Origin of the sequence: Frisingicoccus sp. (assembly GCF_048388605.1) — a bacterium.
Classification (GTDB): Bacteria; Bacillota; Clostridia; order Lachnospirales; family Lachnospiraceae; genus Frisingicoccus.
The window spans coordinates 75,334-89,707 of the sequence record NZ_DBGCTU010000027.1 but is presented as its reverse complement, the minus strand read 5'-3'; the positions used below and the strand labels follow the sequence as shown (position 1 = coordinate 89,707).

Genomic DNA, 14,374 nt, shown 5'->3' with positions numbered 1-14,374 from the left:
GATGGTTGTCGTTAGCCATCTTTTTCTCTTTTTATAGAAAAATTTCAGGGAGGTATGTGACTCGGACGAGGCACATACCTCCCTGTTTAGAACTGTCTATTAACCGACAGCCCCTTTTTTGATATGCTTTTTATCGTTCCTCAAACTCAGGGCAAGCCCGTTTGTCGGAATCAACATGTTGTTCCCAAACATCGCAGTAGCTGCCTTGACAGTGTTCACAATCGCTGCATCTGTCCATTCTCAATTCCCCTTTCATATTATAATGTTAAGAACTAATCATCGTCCACTTCGATTTCTCTGTAACCTTTACCGTTGCAGTAGAAACAGAAAGTACCGTCATCAAGTTTTCCGTAGCCACCGCACCTCGGACATGGAACGGAAACGATTTTATACAATATTTTTCTCAGTAATGACATAATATTTCCTCCTTATAATTCTTTTAGTAAAGCTCATATCAGCCATGAACAGGCACACTTTTAATTGTAATCCTGTTTTTACTTTGGAAGTATTTTGTTTATGTATGGATTAGATTTGTCAAGGTGGCTTTTAATAATATTTAAATTTATTTCTTGAGAAATACCCAAATAAAAGTACCATATTCCGTATCCGCTTTTATACAATGTCATCCCGGAATTAGAGTCTAATATTTTAAGCGTATCGGATTGATAACTAGGATACGGATAATTCAAGAATAAACTGCCGCCGTATTTATCGGTGTAATCAATACCGTATAATTGTGCAAAACGGTCTTCCACTGAAATGCCAGTCTCAAGCCTCAAACCGTAAGAAGTGCTTGCCCATCTCAGGTCACCAGAAACATCAGCGAATGTCTGATGATGGTCTGCATCATGAACCATAACACAAGATACTTTTTCTATATTGGCTACTATTTCTGCAATGCGCCGGTTACAGCTGTTCCAATCTGTTTTAGCGGCTATGTTTTCCATATATTGTTGCGACCACGCATTAAGCCTGACTTTGTAAAAAATAATGGAAACAGGAATTCCGCCCCAAAAGAACCAGCCAAAGGTTTGATGGGCATTGTTTAGACCCTGGACCACATTTTCAGAAGCCATCGCCTGTGCACTCCTTAGTTCATAAATAAAGAAGCCAACTAAAAAAATAGCAATATACAACAATATTGGTGCCAGACAACCTGTCGGTTTTTTATTATCCATAGTTTAATCCCCGCCTATCTACATGTAAATATAATAGTATATAATGAAGTATATCCTTCCACATCCTATATGAAGTATTACTATACTATAAGATTATCATTTTATTACTTCTGCTTCAAATCTTCCGTCTTAAATACCTGTCCAAATAAGTCCAAAATTAATTTTATATTCACTAAAATCAATTATTTATATATGTTTGAATATTTGATATAATTATTAAGGCACCTGTTAAAGGAGGTTTCCTAATGGCTTACGAACGATTTTACAATCTGGTTCTGATAATCTTTAATCAGACCTTTGGAATAAAAAAGAATAAAAATGAAGAGAGATTTGGTGCTTCACCCAAACTCTTTCCAACTTATCAACTCGGAAGAGATTTAAGAGCAATACAAGCCGGAAAAAAGCTGAACGATGTAAGTATCTACATAGGCGCAATAAATGACTTTTTCGAGTTGCCTCATGAGGAATGCATTGAAAAGACTACCCAATTAATTGAACGTTTATTTTCTGAAGGCTATTTAACCGACATAGGGCAAGCAGATATCTTAAACAAATGTGATAAGAACACTCTTGAACTATATAAAAATCTCCTTATAGATATATGGACTTATTACTATGGTCAATACACTTCAACCTCTGACAAACAAATTTATCAAGGGGTATACTCTATACCTCAGGAGACTATTAAGAATATAATCAGTAAATATACTGAGTTTCATTTGCCGGTAAGTTTAGACTTTTATAAAAATCGTGTACATGACATTTTGGATTTACTGAAAACAAATGATCCCCATTCCAGTTATCTCAGTATTGAAGCAGAATACATCTACTTCTTTAAAAATGTTCTGGAAAATGACTTATTTTACACTCTTTCCAGAGATGATAAAGTCATTTTTTTTAATACCTTATATACAATATCTGACATATTGGACAAAACTCACCATAAGGATTCCTTTAAAATAAATCTTGAATTACTTGCATTTTTCAATCAGATTTACGCTGATAACTACTATAATATCGAATTAGATGATATTCGTAAAATTCAAGGCTGCATATATGCTATTGCTATTGATACCACCGCAGAATCAACGCAAGGTGTTATCAAACTAACCCCGAACAATAATCTAACTCGAAAGACAGACTCGATTAAGCCAATCAGCCAGGCTGATAAATATGAGATGTGCATTCAAGCCTTAACTAATCTGCTTAATCACAAAAATCTGCATACGATTAATAAGGTATTTGAAGATGAAGGATTTCTTGAAACATATGAGCGCCGTCTTAAGAGAAATGGGAATTTTAGACCTGAAGATGTGAAACAGTTATATGTACTAAGTCTCATTTATTCAAATATAGCTGCAACTCACCTGCAATATATCAAGCATAACCTGGGAACCGCCCATGAGCTTAATGAACATATACATATCTGTACGGACTTTCACGAAAGATCAAGATATATCAGAAAACTGTTAATATACATCAATAAAGCGATGTATGGGCCCGAATCACCAGAGTATGAAGATGCAATTGACTTCCTGGCAAGCTTTTATCACTCTTTAGCAACACGTTATTATTATCAGAAAAAATATGCATATTCGATTGCTATCCGATCAGTACTCTATAACTATTTTCTTTCACTCGGTGCAAAAGAAAAAGCTAATATGCAGCTTCAATTATCTCCAATTGCTGCATATGAACAAAATAACGGCACTGCTCAGCTATATGAGACATCAGTCAAAACTCTTTTATCATCATACAAGAAAGATTTTGCATATCTGTCTACAACCGAGATGATTCATTATGACGAATTTAAAGATTTGGTAAACCAGTACCTTAAATATAAAGATATGTTCTACCCATTTAAATCTAAATGAAACAACGGTTTGCTTATATAAATAACACATGCTCTCCGTTGTTTCATCCTTTCGATTAGCTGCATATCGGTTTATAGAAGAATATCGAGATATATTTGGCGCCCGACCGTCTACAGCTTGATCCCACAATACTCCCATGTCTGAGTATCCAATAAAAGGAACTCTTCTGTTCCAATCGGCCTGCCATCCCTATAAGTTGAAAACACATCACAGGATATGACATTTCCCTCTTTTGTGATTTCATTCATCGGAGTATGGCCTACGACCTGCAGCAGCTTGCGAGGTTTATACATTTTCATTTTGGAATTCTGAGGTCTGAGCCAGATTGGCGAAATATCATTCCACATTTCAAGCCGTCCCAACTTGTTAATCTCCTCTACAACCGCATCTACATCATCATATTTTTCTTTCGGAACATATTCTTCCACAAAATAGTTCAGCACCCCTCCATGGGAAAAGAGCACATTGTCAATTCTCTGGACATATTGGATCGGATGATTCTCCGGGACCGCTGCTCGTAAATCCAACAGTTTTCGCTGAACTGTATAAGATGCCATACTGCTGTATCCGCTCTCAAGCTGATGCCACAGATAGCTCAGATCATGATTGCCATAACACCACATTGTCCTCGGAAATGTTTTCGCAAATCGAATGGCCTCATCATAGGTCTCCTCATAAAGCCCCACATCATATTGTTTTTCCCAATCATCCGGAATATCCATCAGACACACCGCACGCTCAGCAATATTTTGCCGCATAAGCGCAGCGGCCTGCTGAAACATAAAAGGTTTTAAATGAACATCCGGTATCACCAGCACTTTCATAGCATCAACCTTTCGCTTCCATCAACAGACTGCGGACATAATTATAAACTTTTGCCTTGTCCGAAAAATTATCAATATCTTTCAACAAATCATACCCGTTTTCATCTTTTACCACATAGGACGCCAGTACGTCCACCTTTCCCGGATGTCCATCGGATGGAATCGTATAAATTGCATACTCTTTTCCCTGAATCTCCACAACCGACATCAGCGAAGCCGTCCGTTCTATGCCATCCTCCGTGATAACCTGAAAAAGCTGTTGTTCCCCGGTCATCATAAGAATCTTTTCAACCGATTCCTTATCATCGATAATTGTATATACATCATCAACACTGGTATACACGTCACTGGATTTATTTTTCTTCTCTTCCATTTGTTTCTCCTTTTTTACAAATTTAATTTGCCGATAATTTCATATAAATAATTATACATCAAATCTTCCGGCAAAGCCATCACTTCAATCTATAACTGCCCGAACGCCCATAAAATCTGTCGTTATTTTCTAATAACTCGTCAAAATCAACGGGATGAAAATCATTAACATCCACCCCGCAATTCAATGCGCACGGAAGATAATCCCTGATATAATAATAGGCATTGGAAGTTCTTGAATTATGAAGATGGCCATGAATCAGCCAGGATATTCCATCCAAAGAATATTTTGCATATCTGCTGCCCGACCATTCCATCAGCGGATAATGGCAAAGGGTAATTGTCTTTTTCCCATCCTTAATGACTTCCATATGGCTGACACTCTCAAAATACTCGGACAATCTGCAGTTTTTCATCCATTTGATATCATGATTTCCAATAATCAGATGCTTTTTTCCTTTCATCTGCTTCAGATAATGACCGACATCCAGTCCTGATCTATAGGAAAAATCCCCGCAGATCCATACTTCGTCATTCACATCCACATGGTCATTCCACTGGCTGATCAGATACTCATTCATTTTTTCAATCGTTTCAAATTGCGGTCTGCCCATCGGGATAATATTGGCATGCCCCAAATGGAGATCGCTGATATACTTATTTCCCACCAGATTTCTCTCCCTTCATAATTCACTGCATTTTTGCCGGTAATTCCTGCATATCAGATATCTTCCTCAACCGGAATTACCAGCTTGTACTGTCGTTTCCATATAAGTCTGGCAATAAGTCCTCCTATGATTTCTTCAATACTTGAGAGCAGAAGGGTATACTCAATTAATGACATGTAATATACAATGCCATGTTTTTCTCCGGAGGCCGTCAAATATATCCACAAATCATATTTTCCCAGAATAAACAGGTTAATTGGTATTGAAGCCGCCCCAATCAGAAGAAAGACCCAAAGACTTTCCCTTTTTCTGCAGTAAGGTACAACAGCCACAAAAATAAAAATTAAAAAACCTGTTGCCGCAGCCAACCACAGAGATTGGACATGGGCAGCCAATAATGATAAACCGACGGGGGCAAAGGCCAGAGCCCCCGAACTGTCTTTTTTTCCTGCCTTTTTCCTCATGTTGAATCACCTTCCCGTTTCTAATTAAATAATCCCATAATAGAAATGACATTCAATATTAAAACCAGAGGAAGCAGCAGCTGAAAACCTACAATAATATAGCAGGATGCAATCGCTGCCCGTCCGTTAATCCCCCGCTTTCTGAGTATTTTCTTTGCCTCATTATCAAATATGAGCTTTTTAGCTTTATCGACAATATTCTCCACACCAAGCAATTCGGAAAATATCTTCATTCCATCCAATGGACCGATCAGCGCCAAATTAAATGCAGCCAGGATTCCATTCAGTAATGCGGCATATATAAGAAGTGTACAATCAAGCCAGCCAAATTTCAGAAGAATCAAAAAAATTCCGGCCAGCAAAAGATTCATCTCTATTCCTGCGGCAAAAATCTGAGCTTTTTTGAATCGATTCCGGATTTTTTCACTGTCAAGAACAACATAGGCTCCCGGAAGAAAATAACGGATCATAATGCCAAACTCAAATACATTACCTCGGACATCCGACAGGCAGGCCGCGGCATGGCTCAGCTCATGGAGCATTAATCCCGGAACAAGGCCCACCAAGTAGCACAACCCCAAATTGGTGTCATGATCAACATGCGGAAAATTACCCCGCACAAGTATACTTACGCCAATGATGAATACCGGCAAACACAAAAGTATCAACAATGAATTCCAGATTTTCGCAACAATTCGATGCCATATTTTAACATCCGGAATCCACAATGTAAATAATGCGGTTCCGATGCCGCCGGACATCAGCCTTTGACCGGAATACAGCCATCCCTCTTCATCGAAATCATCCAGCAGTTCATCCACAAATTCCTGGCTGAATTCCTCATTGATCTTATATGGATCAGTTTTGCCGTTGAGAGCCCTAAGAAAATCCGCAATTTCCCTGCGGACTTCCCAGGTCTCACCTGTCAAAAAGTCTTCAATGTATACCCAGTCGTCATCAATGGATTTGAATTTTAAATAATGGTTTTTTCTTGAGTAATCCATTCAATCGCCTCATTATATTTGTACGTTTATGATTTATTTTTTCAATATGAACCGTTTTTCCCCAGGGTGCATCCGTGCCTCTGCCAATCAACATCCAGAAAACAGGCACGCCCATAGCATCTGCTTCATCCGGATAAAGAGCATAGCCATCCGTAAGGATAATGACGGCCGTCGGAAGCATTTCCGCCATATGCTCCTTCATATACTTAAAAATGCAATGAAAGCTTGTGCCGCCGCCCCCTGTCGGTTTCATTTTTTTCAAATCCTGAACTTCATGAAATTCCACCGGGGCAGTGACTGTTGTATCAAAAAAGCTTAATTTCCCCCTTAGAAACGGAAGTTGTTCAAGACAGCTCCGTATCTCCATAAAAACGGCGGTCAGCATTTCATTGCTGATGCTTCCGCTGGTGTCCGCCAGAAACCAGAGATTATCCAATTTTTCTCCTTCAATTTCCCAGAAAACAGGCATGATAAAATCGGAATCGGAAAATCTTCTGTCGAATGGAGTGTATGTATAATCATAGCGGTCGCTGCAGCTCTGAATAAACTCAAAAAGAAGCTGCTTCCAGTTGACTTTCTCCTTATATTCTATTTCTTTCAGAAAGTGCCTGGCAGCCGGCGGTATGACATAAAGGCCGGCCACCTTCCCGGCCGTCTCTTTGATATGGCCCTTCCATTCATCGGAAAGATACGCCCCCATAGAAATCTTTTTCCAGACAGCGTGATCGTCCACAATGCCTCCTTCTGCCTCCAGTTCACGGCAAAACTGCTCCCCGTCAGACGCTTCTTTATATTTTTCAAAAAGCATGGCATAGATCTGCTCTGTCGAATGTAAATATCCCGGGCTCATATCCGGCGCCAAATGCATCACTTCTTTCCCGGCAATCTTAAAATTGTCTATCCCTCTGGAATAAAAAATATTCCCATTCACAACAATATCCGCGGCAATATTGTATAAACGCTTATTCAGCCCTCTTCCCCTGAGCGGATGCTGAAGAGCACAATGCATCACTTCATGTTCCATAATAAACTCAATCTCTTCTTCATTCAATCCTGAAATAAATTCCGGATCCCACAATATCCGCCGCATATCCGTACAGGCAGTTCCGCAGGAGGCAATGCCAAATTTCAGGTTCATCAAAAGACGGCCATAAAAGGGCTCGCGCAGAAGCAGTTTTGCTCTTACCACTGTCAATATATTACTTATCTCTTGTTTTGTCATATCTTACACCTCAACAATATGGGCATTATGCATAAGCATAAACTGATCCATAAGATCATACTCTTTTAACCACTGTCTGAACCCGGGCACCTGCATCAACTTATCAAAAACAGAACTCATCCGGCAAAGGCTCTGATAGAGGCAGGCCCGATAATCGGCCGGGAATCGCGAGGCATAGATGACCGCGTTTTCCAATTCCGTAACCGTCAACTCATTACCCTTAATCTTCTCACGGTTCTCCGCATAAGCCGCCATGGACATGATCAGCGCATAAAGCGCATCCATGGTCATAGGGAATTTCGTCCGTCTCCCGCTGAAGATATCCCGAACATCCGGAAGTTCCTCATGATTCCTGCACCAGGTAATAAAGGCCAGCGCCGCATCCGCTCCGACGCAGCTGCTGATTTTAGTGTACAGCTGAGAAATGTCCTGCTTCGCCCCGAGGATATTAAGGATATTGCTGACAAACATCCAGCTTCTCGGTGTTGCATAGGCCAATCTGTCCGCATCTGCCTTGCTGTCATAAAATTTACTGTTGTCAAATGCCAGAAAACCCAAAACAAGCGGATGTACCTCATTCTGCATCGCCCACTTACTCCAGCTGTCAAAATCCGGACACACCTCGTAATGCTGCATACGATTCGCCAGAGCATTGGGCATACGATAGGCAACGGAATGATCAGTTGTACGGTTTCCGGCGCCGATCACCAGGCAATTGTCAGGCAGCTCATGTTCTCCAATTCTGCGGTCCAGCGTCAATTGATAGGCTGCCGCCTGAACGGCCGGAGGCGCCGCCGTAAGTTCATCAAGGAATAAAATATTAATGACATCCTCCGAGGAATCCATATCAAAAATTTTCGGTTTCAGCCACTCAGCGAAGGTCTTTTCCTGATTGGCCACAGGAATTCCCCGAAGATCAATAGGTGAGAAAAGAAGCAGGCGCACATCCGTTACCACCACTTTTTTTGACGTATGCTTTTCAATATACACTTTAAGCTGCTTTGCCCCGTCAGATTTTCCCACGCCGGGAGGTCCCCAGACAAAGGGTGTGGGAAGCATCGTAAGAGGCCACCCTCCCTGTATTGCCTTCGTATACAAATCTCCAAGCTCCTGCACCAATCCACTGACAGTGACCTCAGGAATATTATTTTCACTCATTCCGCTTTTCCCTCCTTTAATTTTTCATCGATTTCTTTCAGTTGTTCCGCAAGGCGCTTCACTTTCTCATCGTACATATTGCCAAAGGCAATGTCTGATCTTGCCTGATTCTGCTGTTTCATCAATTCATTCAGCTTTTCATTATGCCGATTCAGACGCTGCGGCAGATGTTCAAGCAGATAATCCAGTCTCTGGCAAACACCCAACAGCTTGTCTGTATTCATATTTACCTGATACCGGTTGCCTCCTTTACGCTTCAGCCGGACATAAGGCTTATCTATCTCCATATATTTCGGAAGCATCACAGCAAAACCCTGATACTCCGCAAAATACCGCTCTTTTTCCTGCATGACATTTCCCTTTAAAGCAAGAAGAAGTTCCTCTCCAAAGCTCAATCGTTCTTCACGATTCACCGGCTCTTTATGCTCTTTATAATAGAAGATATCCGATTGAATATCCGCAATGAACCTCCGTCTTTGCTCCAGCTGTTCCGGAATACGGACGAGCAGCTCCTCGAGGTTTATCAGTTCCTTCTTCTTTTGTCTTTGATTGATCCGGGCATGCTCCAGCTCGTTGGAAAGCTCCACCCGTTTTTTGAGCAGCGGATTTCCAATCGCCAGCGCCTTGACTTCCGCATAAGTCAGAACCGTATCGGCACAGTCGCTTTCATCCCGATGAACCGCCGTCAGCGAACCGGACAGAAACTGAGCGATAAACTTCTGTTTATTCTCAAGTATCTGATAGGTATATGCGTCAAAGGAACCTTCCGTAATATATCGAAACACAAACACTTCTTCGCATGTATTGCCCCGGCGGAGCAGGCGGCCCTCCCTCTGAATCATGTCGGCCGGTTTCCAGGGTACATCCACATGATGCACCGCGATCAGCCGTTCCTGCACATTAACGCCGGTTCCCAATTTCTGCGTGCTCCCGATCAGTATGCGAATCTTACCTTCATTAAAATCTTTTTCTGCCTTTGCCCTTTTCTTTTCGGAGTCCGCATCGTGAATAAACATAATATGCTCTGCCCTGACTCCCCGTTTCACAAGTTCCCGCTTTAATTCATCATAAATATTAAAGCCCGCCTTCGGCGTTGACATATCCGAAAAGGCAATCTGTGTCTTATCCGGAAATTCAAAATACATACGGGTCATATTACACGCGCATACCCTGATTTTTGTCTCCACCTTTCCGACATCTGCATCCGGACATACAAGGCGGATATCCATTGCTGCCTGCCGCCCATTCACCGTAACCTTTAAATAATTATCCTCTGTCCGGTCTACTTCGTGATTGCGTATACTCTCCGTTCTCTCCGCCAGCGCGTCAATATAGGCTTTCTGCTCCTCTGACCGCTTTACCATCACGTTTGTATAGCCGTTGAATATCGGCAGTCCCGGTTCTTCTGCGCTTCCCTGATAAAAATGACACACCTCGCTGAACATACACATGAGCTCTGTCAGATTATGAAAACGGGAAAATCTGGTAGCAAAACGCCAATTCTTACTATCCACATCAATCTCAAAGGCCGTCTCTTCCTCACAAAAGGTATTGATCCAATCCTTAAAATGATAAATATTGCAAATCTTCAATTCGTCCGGCTGAAGATACCGCTGGAGAACATACAGATCCGCCAATGAATTGGTGATCGGAGTGCCGGTGGCAAAAATGACTCTTCCCCTCTGCTTCTGGATATGTTCAACCTTCTCCAGCATATTGTCAGCCTTTTTGCTGCCCAGCGCGTGCAGACCGACAATATTATCTCCGCTGTACTCAAGAGAAATATTCTTGTAATTATGAGCCTCATCCACCACAAGCATATCAAATCCAAGCGTATCGAAGCATGCAGTCTCCGAATCTATAAAAGACTCCTTGTACTTTTTTATCCGCTTCTGCATACGGTTGTACATCGTCTCCAGCTTGCGCTTCTGCTGATAGGTGGACGCATTTTCCATTTGTATTCTGCATTGACGCAGTTCCCGGTCCTTTTTTGCAAATGCATATTTCTTCGTCATCCGAATCATATCGAATGAAGAATAGGCCATGAAAATCACCTGATAATCGGCAGTTTTCATCTTTTCGAGCGTATCCTTGCGTCTGGCTGCAGAAAATTCTTTTTGCGGTCTGACCAGCAGCACACTATCCATCGGGAACACATCCGTATAAACTCTATATACCGCATCCAATGTGGCATTCGGCACCACGATCAGCGCCTTCCTAGCCAGCCCCATATTTAAAAGTTCATGGACACTGCAGCCAAACTCAATAGTTTTGCCGGAACCGACCTTGTCGGCAAAAAGAATGTTGGGAGAAGCCAGCGCATGGGCCACCGCATCTTTCTGATTTTTGAACATGCTGATTTTTTCGGATACGTCTCTAAAGGTAAAATGTGAACCGTCGAATGTACAGAGTCCGTAGCCATATTGATTCATAAAGGCTTCCTGAAGAAGTTCTTCATTTCTCCGGTCTCCATGGCAATATGCCTGAAACCGTTCATCAATCAGCCTGCCCTTCTCCTGCAGCGCCAGCGTTCCTGCCGGGTTAAGGACTGAATCGCTGGCATTTTTCTCCCACCGCCAGATTTGAGTAAAGGCCTTCAGAGGTATGGCGTTCATTTTATGCTCAATGATCAAAACCGCGGACATATCTGTCGTTCCATAGGTGAAATTATTGAGTACATAGGTCGGCAATGATTTACATTCAATATGCCATCTTCCTCTGTAACCATCATAGCTGACCTCCGGCGGGATTCGCATTTCCAGCAGCTCCCCAATGAACCCGGCTATGAATCCATCAATGGAAAGGACCCATGTAGAACCCAAATTCACGTGAATATCCGCCCCGCTGACCTCCTCCGGCAGGTTTTCCTTAAGAAGTCGGATTTCTTCTTCAAAATCGCCTGCCGCGCGGTTTAATCTTTCCGCATCCTTAAGCTTTTTGATGCGATTTCCCATCAGAAACTGTTCTTTAGGAAGCCATCCGGCATATTTATCTCCGCCGGACAGTTCGTATCTGGCCGGATCACGCCATATCAGCTTTCCTTTTGCCAGAGTGAGCAGCTGATCCACCGTATAGCCGGTAATGGAAGCCCAGTAATCCAGATTCAGATAACCGTATCGATTTCTGGTAAGCCAAAATCCGTCTTCAAGGCTTACTCTTTTCTCTTCCGGCAGTTCCGGCAATCCCCCGCTCTCCTCACCCGCATAAATCAGCCCGATTTCTTCTTCATTTTCATAAATTTTGCCGTCTGCCATCCCTCTGCCCTCCGTCCAAAAACATTTTCTCTATACAGCCTTGGGATAAAGCGCCTTCGGCCAGCTTCTGTCAGACAGATCCCCATCCTTTACCAGATAGTAGCTGTCTCTTTCACTCTGACCTAATCCCAAAGCGCTGGTTGCATCCAGATGATAATATTCTTCATCCAGCTTTATCATGTTCCATCCATGGTTTCCGGTCCATCCCATCACTTTTGCCTCGCCGGTGATCAGTATAGACGGAATATGCAGCGCCTGACAGAAATAATTGACAGTCATGGCAATCCCGAGACATACGCCCTTTTCTTTCAGTAGGACGCCGTTCACATTATAGATCCACGGTGAACATACCGGCTTTTGCAGTTCATCTTCGGCATAGGTGATATGATCCGCAAGATAATCAAAGAGCAGTCGCAATATCCGCCGCTGCGTCACCATGTCCATATGGCTACTCAGTTCATTCAGAATATTTCTTCTCTGATCACGCAGCATCTGAATCAACTCAGCGGCTTCATCCTCAGTCTCTGTCAGATAGCAAAGTTTAAGCACCCCGTCCTCAACTTCGGAACCGTCCAGGGACCAATAACAGAATTCAGGATTATCATACTTCAATGCCATCAATGTCTGATGAAGCGTTCCGGCATCATCCTGAGTAACACCCACCTCGCTGTCATAATGTGAAATAGCGCGGGCTATTTTTCTATAATCAAATTGCTGGTCAATATTTAACTGTTTATAATAAAATCCCAACTTATACTGTGCTGCCAGTCCCATATGATCCCTCCTAAACTACCTTCAAATAAATATCATCTACCTGCTGCTTTTCGACAATAAGATCATCCCCGGAAAGTAATGCCTTTGTCTGCATATGGGCTGTTACCTCTGTCTTGCCGGATTTCTCATACCCGTGAACATGAAGGACTCCGTTCTCTTCCAAGCGGAGGTTCACAATGATCGGCGAATGTTTCGGAAGATTGCCATTGATATGAAGACAACATTTTCCCAGCAGGGAAGCCTCGCCGATCTCTTTATACTTCTGAGCATCTATGCTTTCAAAAACCTCCAGCGCCGCCTGGGTCTGATGATCATATCTCGTGTAAAATACGTCTTCTTTTTCTGTCGGGAGTTCCTCATTCTGGAACAGCATGTTGCAGACTTTTTTCTCATCCTCACCGGTAAATGCTGCGATACCATAGCTTCTGCTGGTCACTCGATTCAGCTTCTTCACCGGTTTCATCTTTTCGCTGCGGCTGACGGACGGCTGCTTTTCTTTCATCAGCGCCTCTGCATAAATCGCCGCACCCTTTGCCACAGCCTGATCCCTGTCCTTCGCAAATATATCAACACCCGGATAGATTGAAGCAATTCCCTGTTCAATCTGAGGCATGCGCGTCGAACCTCCGCACAAAATAATCTGATCCAACTTAAACACACCTTTCTCCTCCAGAGTTTCCTTCGTTTCTTTCAGCACATTCATAGCTCTGTTCAGAAGAGCTTCCGTACAATGTTCAAATTCCTCTCTGGTGACGCAGATCTCTTTTCTTCCAGAGGATGTCATCACAGTAAAAACGGTTTCATTCTTCTTTGACAATTCCTTTTTTGCCATCTCAGCTTTATTGGCAAGTTCCTGCTCGGCAGAAGCATCCAGACTAACGCCCTTGAGTTTTGTACTCTTAATATGAGAAATAAATGCTTTATCCCAGTCGGAACCGCCAAGATGGTTGTCCCCTGAAATAACGATTTCGTCAATACTTGTCTCTGTTATTTTTGCACAGACAATATCCAACGTACCGCCGCCCAAATCATAGATTAAAACCGTTTTTCCGGCATAACTCCGGATTGTATCCGCATTGTACAGGGCTGCAACCGGTTCATCCAGAAGATCAAGCACTTCGAATCCGGCTTCCATTCCGGCCTCCATCGTCGCCTGACGGCGATTACTGTCAAAATAGGCCGGTACGGTAATAACAGCTTTATGAATTGTCTGTCCGAGTTCTGTTTCCGCATCTTCCTTCAAACTCTTTAAAATCAACGCATCAATCTGCTGTGGAGAATAGGCTTTGCCATCCACCGTGATGGCTATCTTCTCAACGCCGATCAGCCGTTTTACAAGAGTTACCGTCGTCTCCGGATAAATGATCTTACATTCATAGGCTGTGTTGCCAATTATAAGTTCCCCTCTGTTCTGAAAGCATACGGCTGAAGCTGTCAGATTACTTCCTTCTTTATTCGGAATACATTCACCCTTACCAGTAAAAGAGTCTTCCGCTGCAATCGCGCAATTTGTTGTTCCAAGATCGATACCTACTACTTTTTCCATTGTTCTACCTCCTGTATCTATGTTTGTTTTCTTTTG

At 42.5% G+C, this 14,374-nt stretch carries 13 protein-coding genes; 1 reads left to right on the top strand and 12 read right to left on the bottom strand.

The window, feature by feature from the left end; all coding sequences use genetic code 11:
* Positions 1 to 272 precede the first annotated feature (272 nt).
* Both ACMN7X_RS06340 and ACMN7X_RS06335 read right to left on the bottom strand, forming a co-directional pair.
* Positions 273 to 416, bottom strand: a complete 144-nt coding sequence (locus ACMN7X_RS06340) for a hypothetical protein (RefSeq protein ID WP_418746641.1) — start codon at positions 414 to 416, stop codon at positions 273 to 275.
* A 78-nt stretch (positions 417 to 494) separates the two neighbouring features.
* Positions 495 to 1,178, bottom strand: a complete 684-nt coding sequence (locus ACMN7X_RS06335) for a hypothetical protein (protein WP_418746640.1) — start codon at positions 1,176 to 1,178, stop codon at positions 495 to 497.
* Positions 1,179 to 1,423: 245 nt separating this feature from the next.
* On the opposite strand from ACMN7X_RS06335, the gene ACMN7X_RS06330 reads away from it, so the two are divergent.
* A complete protein-coding gene (locus ACMN7X_RS06330; protein WP_418746639.1) occupies positions 1,424 to 3,052 on the top strand; it encodes a hypothetical protein in 1,629 nt (542 codons plus the stop codon).
* Between the two features lie 110 nt (positions 3,053 to 3,162).
* Here the strand turns inward: ACMN7X_RS06330 and ACMN7X_RS06325 are convergent, their stop codons facing one another.
* The 10 genes from ACMN7X_RS06325 to ACMN7X_RS06280 form a co-directional block, all read right to left on the bottom strand.
* The gene (locus ACMN7X_RS06325; RefSeq protein WP_418746638.1) at positions 3,163 to 3,876 is read right to left on the bottom strand and encodes a metallophosphoesterase; all 714 of its coding nucleotides are present in this window, start codon (positions 3,874 to 3,876) and stop codon (positions 3,163 to 3,165) included.
* 4 nt (positions 3,877 to 3,880) lie between these two features.
* Positions 3,881 to 4,249 carry a hypothetical protein gene (locus tag ACMN7X_RS06320; RefSeq protein WP_418746637.1) on the bottom strand — a complete coding sequence of 123 codons (369 nt, stop codon included), beginning with the start codon at positions 4,247 to 4,249 and terminating at the stop codon, positions 3,881 to 3,883.
* Positions 4,250 to 4,328: 79 nt separating this feature from the next.
* Positions 4,329 to 4,916, bottom strand: coding sequence for a metallophosphoesterase family protein (locus ACMN7X_RS06315; protein ID WP_418746636.1), 588 nt, complete (start codon positions 4,914 to 4,916; stop codon positions 4,329 to 4,331).
* Positions 4,917 to 4,969: 53 nt separating this feature from the next.
* A complete protein-coding gene (locus ACMN7X_RS06310; protein WP_418746635.1) occupies positions 4,970 to 5,380 on the bottom strand; it encodes a hypothetical protein in 411 nt (136 codons plus the stop codon).
* Between the two features lie 20 nt (positions 5,381 to 5,400).
* A complete protein-coding gene (locus ACMN7X_RS06305; protein ID WP_418746634.1) occupies positions 5,401 to 6,384 on the bottom strand; it encodes a metalloprotease in 984 nt (327 codons plus the stop codon).
* On the bottom strand, positions 6,338 to 7,606 hold the full coding sequence (locus tag ACMN7X_RS06300) for a DUF2201 family putative metallopeptidase (RefSeq protein ID WP_418746633.1): 1,269 nt from the start codon (positions 7,604 to 7,606) through the stop codon (positions 6,338 to 6,340). Before ACMN7X_RS06300 ends, ACMN7X_RS06305 begins: the two co-directional genes overlap by 47 nt.
* Positions 7,607 to 7,609: 3 nt before the next feature.
* Positions 7,610 to 8,764, bottom strand: a complete 1,155-nt coding sequence (locus tag ACMN7X_RS06295; protein WP_418746632.1) for an ATP-binding protein — start codon at positions 8,762 to 8,764, stop codon at positions 7,610 to 7,612.
* Positions 8,761 to 12,018, bottom strand: a complete 3,258-nt coding sequence (locus tag ACMN7X_RS06290) for a helicase-related protein (RefSeq protein ID WP_418746631.1) — start codon at positions 12,016 to 12,018, stop codon at positions 8,761 to 8,763. The genes ACMN7X_RS06295 and ACMN7X_RS06290 overlap by 4 nt, the downstream gene beginning before the upstream one ends.
* A gap of 30 nt (positions 12,019 to 12,048) precedes the next feature.
* On the bottom strand, positions 12,049 to 12,792 hold the full coding sequence (locus ACMN7X_RS06285; protein WP_418746630.1) for a transglutaminase domain-containing protein: 744 nt from the start codon (positions 12,790 to 12,792) through the stop codon (positions 12,049 to 12,051).
* A gap of 10 nt (positions 12,793 to 12,802) precedes the next feature.
* On the bottom strand, positions 12,803 to 14,338 hold the full coding sequence (locus tag ACMN7X_RS06280; protein WP_418746629.1) for an Hsp70 family protein: 1,536 nt from the start codon (positions 14,336 to 14,338) through the stop codon (positions 12,803 to 12,805).
* Between the last annotated feature and the right edge of the window lie 36 nt (positions 14,339 to 14,374).

Bases quoted from the DNA above. Each gene is read 5' to 3' on its own strand.
- ACMN7X_RS06340 (WP_418746641.1), bottom strand. From the start codon at position 416: ATGTCATTACTGAGAAAAATATTGTATAAAATCGTTTCCGTTCCATGT.
- ACMN7X_RS06335 (WP_418746640.1), bottom strand. From the start codon at position 1,178: ATGGATAATAAAAAACCGACAGGTTGTCTGGCACCAATATTGTTGTAT.
- ACMN7X_RS06330 (WP_418746639.1), top strand. From the start codon at position 1,424: ATGGCTTACGAACGATTTTACAATCTGGTTCTGATAATCTTTAATCAG.
- ACMN7X_RS06325 (WP_418746638.1), bottom strand. From the start codon at position 3,876: ATGAAAGTGCTGGTGATACCGGATGTTCATTTAAAACCTTTTATGTTT.
- ACMN7X_RS06320 (WP_418746637.1), bottom strand. From the start codon at position 4,249: ATGGAAGAGAAGAAAAATAAATCCAGTGACGTGTATACCAGTGTTGAT.
- ACMN7X_RS06310 (WP_418746635.1), bottom strand. From the start codon at position 5,380: ATGAGGAAAAAGGCAGGAAAAAAAGACAGTTCGGGGGCTCTGGCCTTT.
- ACMN7X_RS06305 (WP_418746634.1), bottom strand. From the start codon at position 6,384: ATGGATTACTCAAGAAAAAACCATTATTTAAAATTCAAATCCATTGAT.
- ACMN7X_RS06300 (WP_418746633.1), bottom strand. From the start codon at position 7,606: ATGACAAAACAAGAGATAAGTAATATATTGACAGTGGTAAGAGCAAAA.
- ACMN7X_RS06295 (WP_418746632.1), bottom strand. From the start codon at position 8,764: ATGAGTGAAAATAATATTCCTGAGGTCACTGTCAGTGGATTGGTGCAG.
- ACMN7X_RS06290 (WP_418746631.1), bottom strand. From the start codon at position 12,018: ATGGCAGACGGCAAAATTTATGAAAATGAAGAAGAAATCGGGCTGATT.
- ACMN7X_RS06285 (WP_418746630.1), bottom strand. From the start codon at position 12,792: ATGGGACTGGCAGCACAGTATAAGTTGGGATTTTATTATAAACAGTTA.
- ACMN7X_RS06280 (WP_418746629.1), bottom strand. From the start codon at position 14,338: ATGGAAAAAGTAGTAGGTATCGATCTTGGAACAACAAATTGCGCGATT.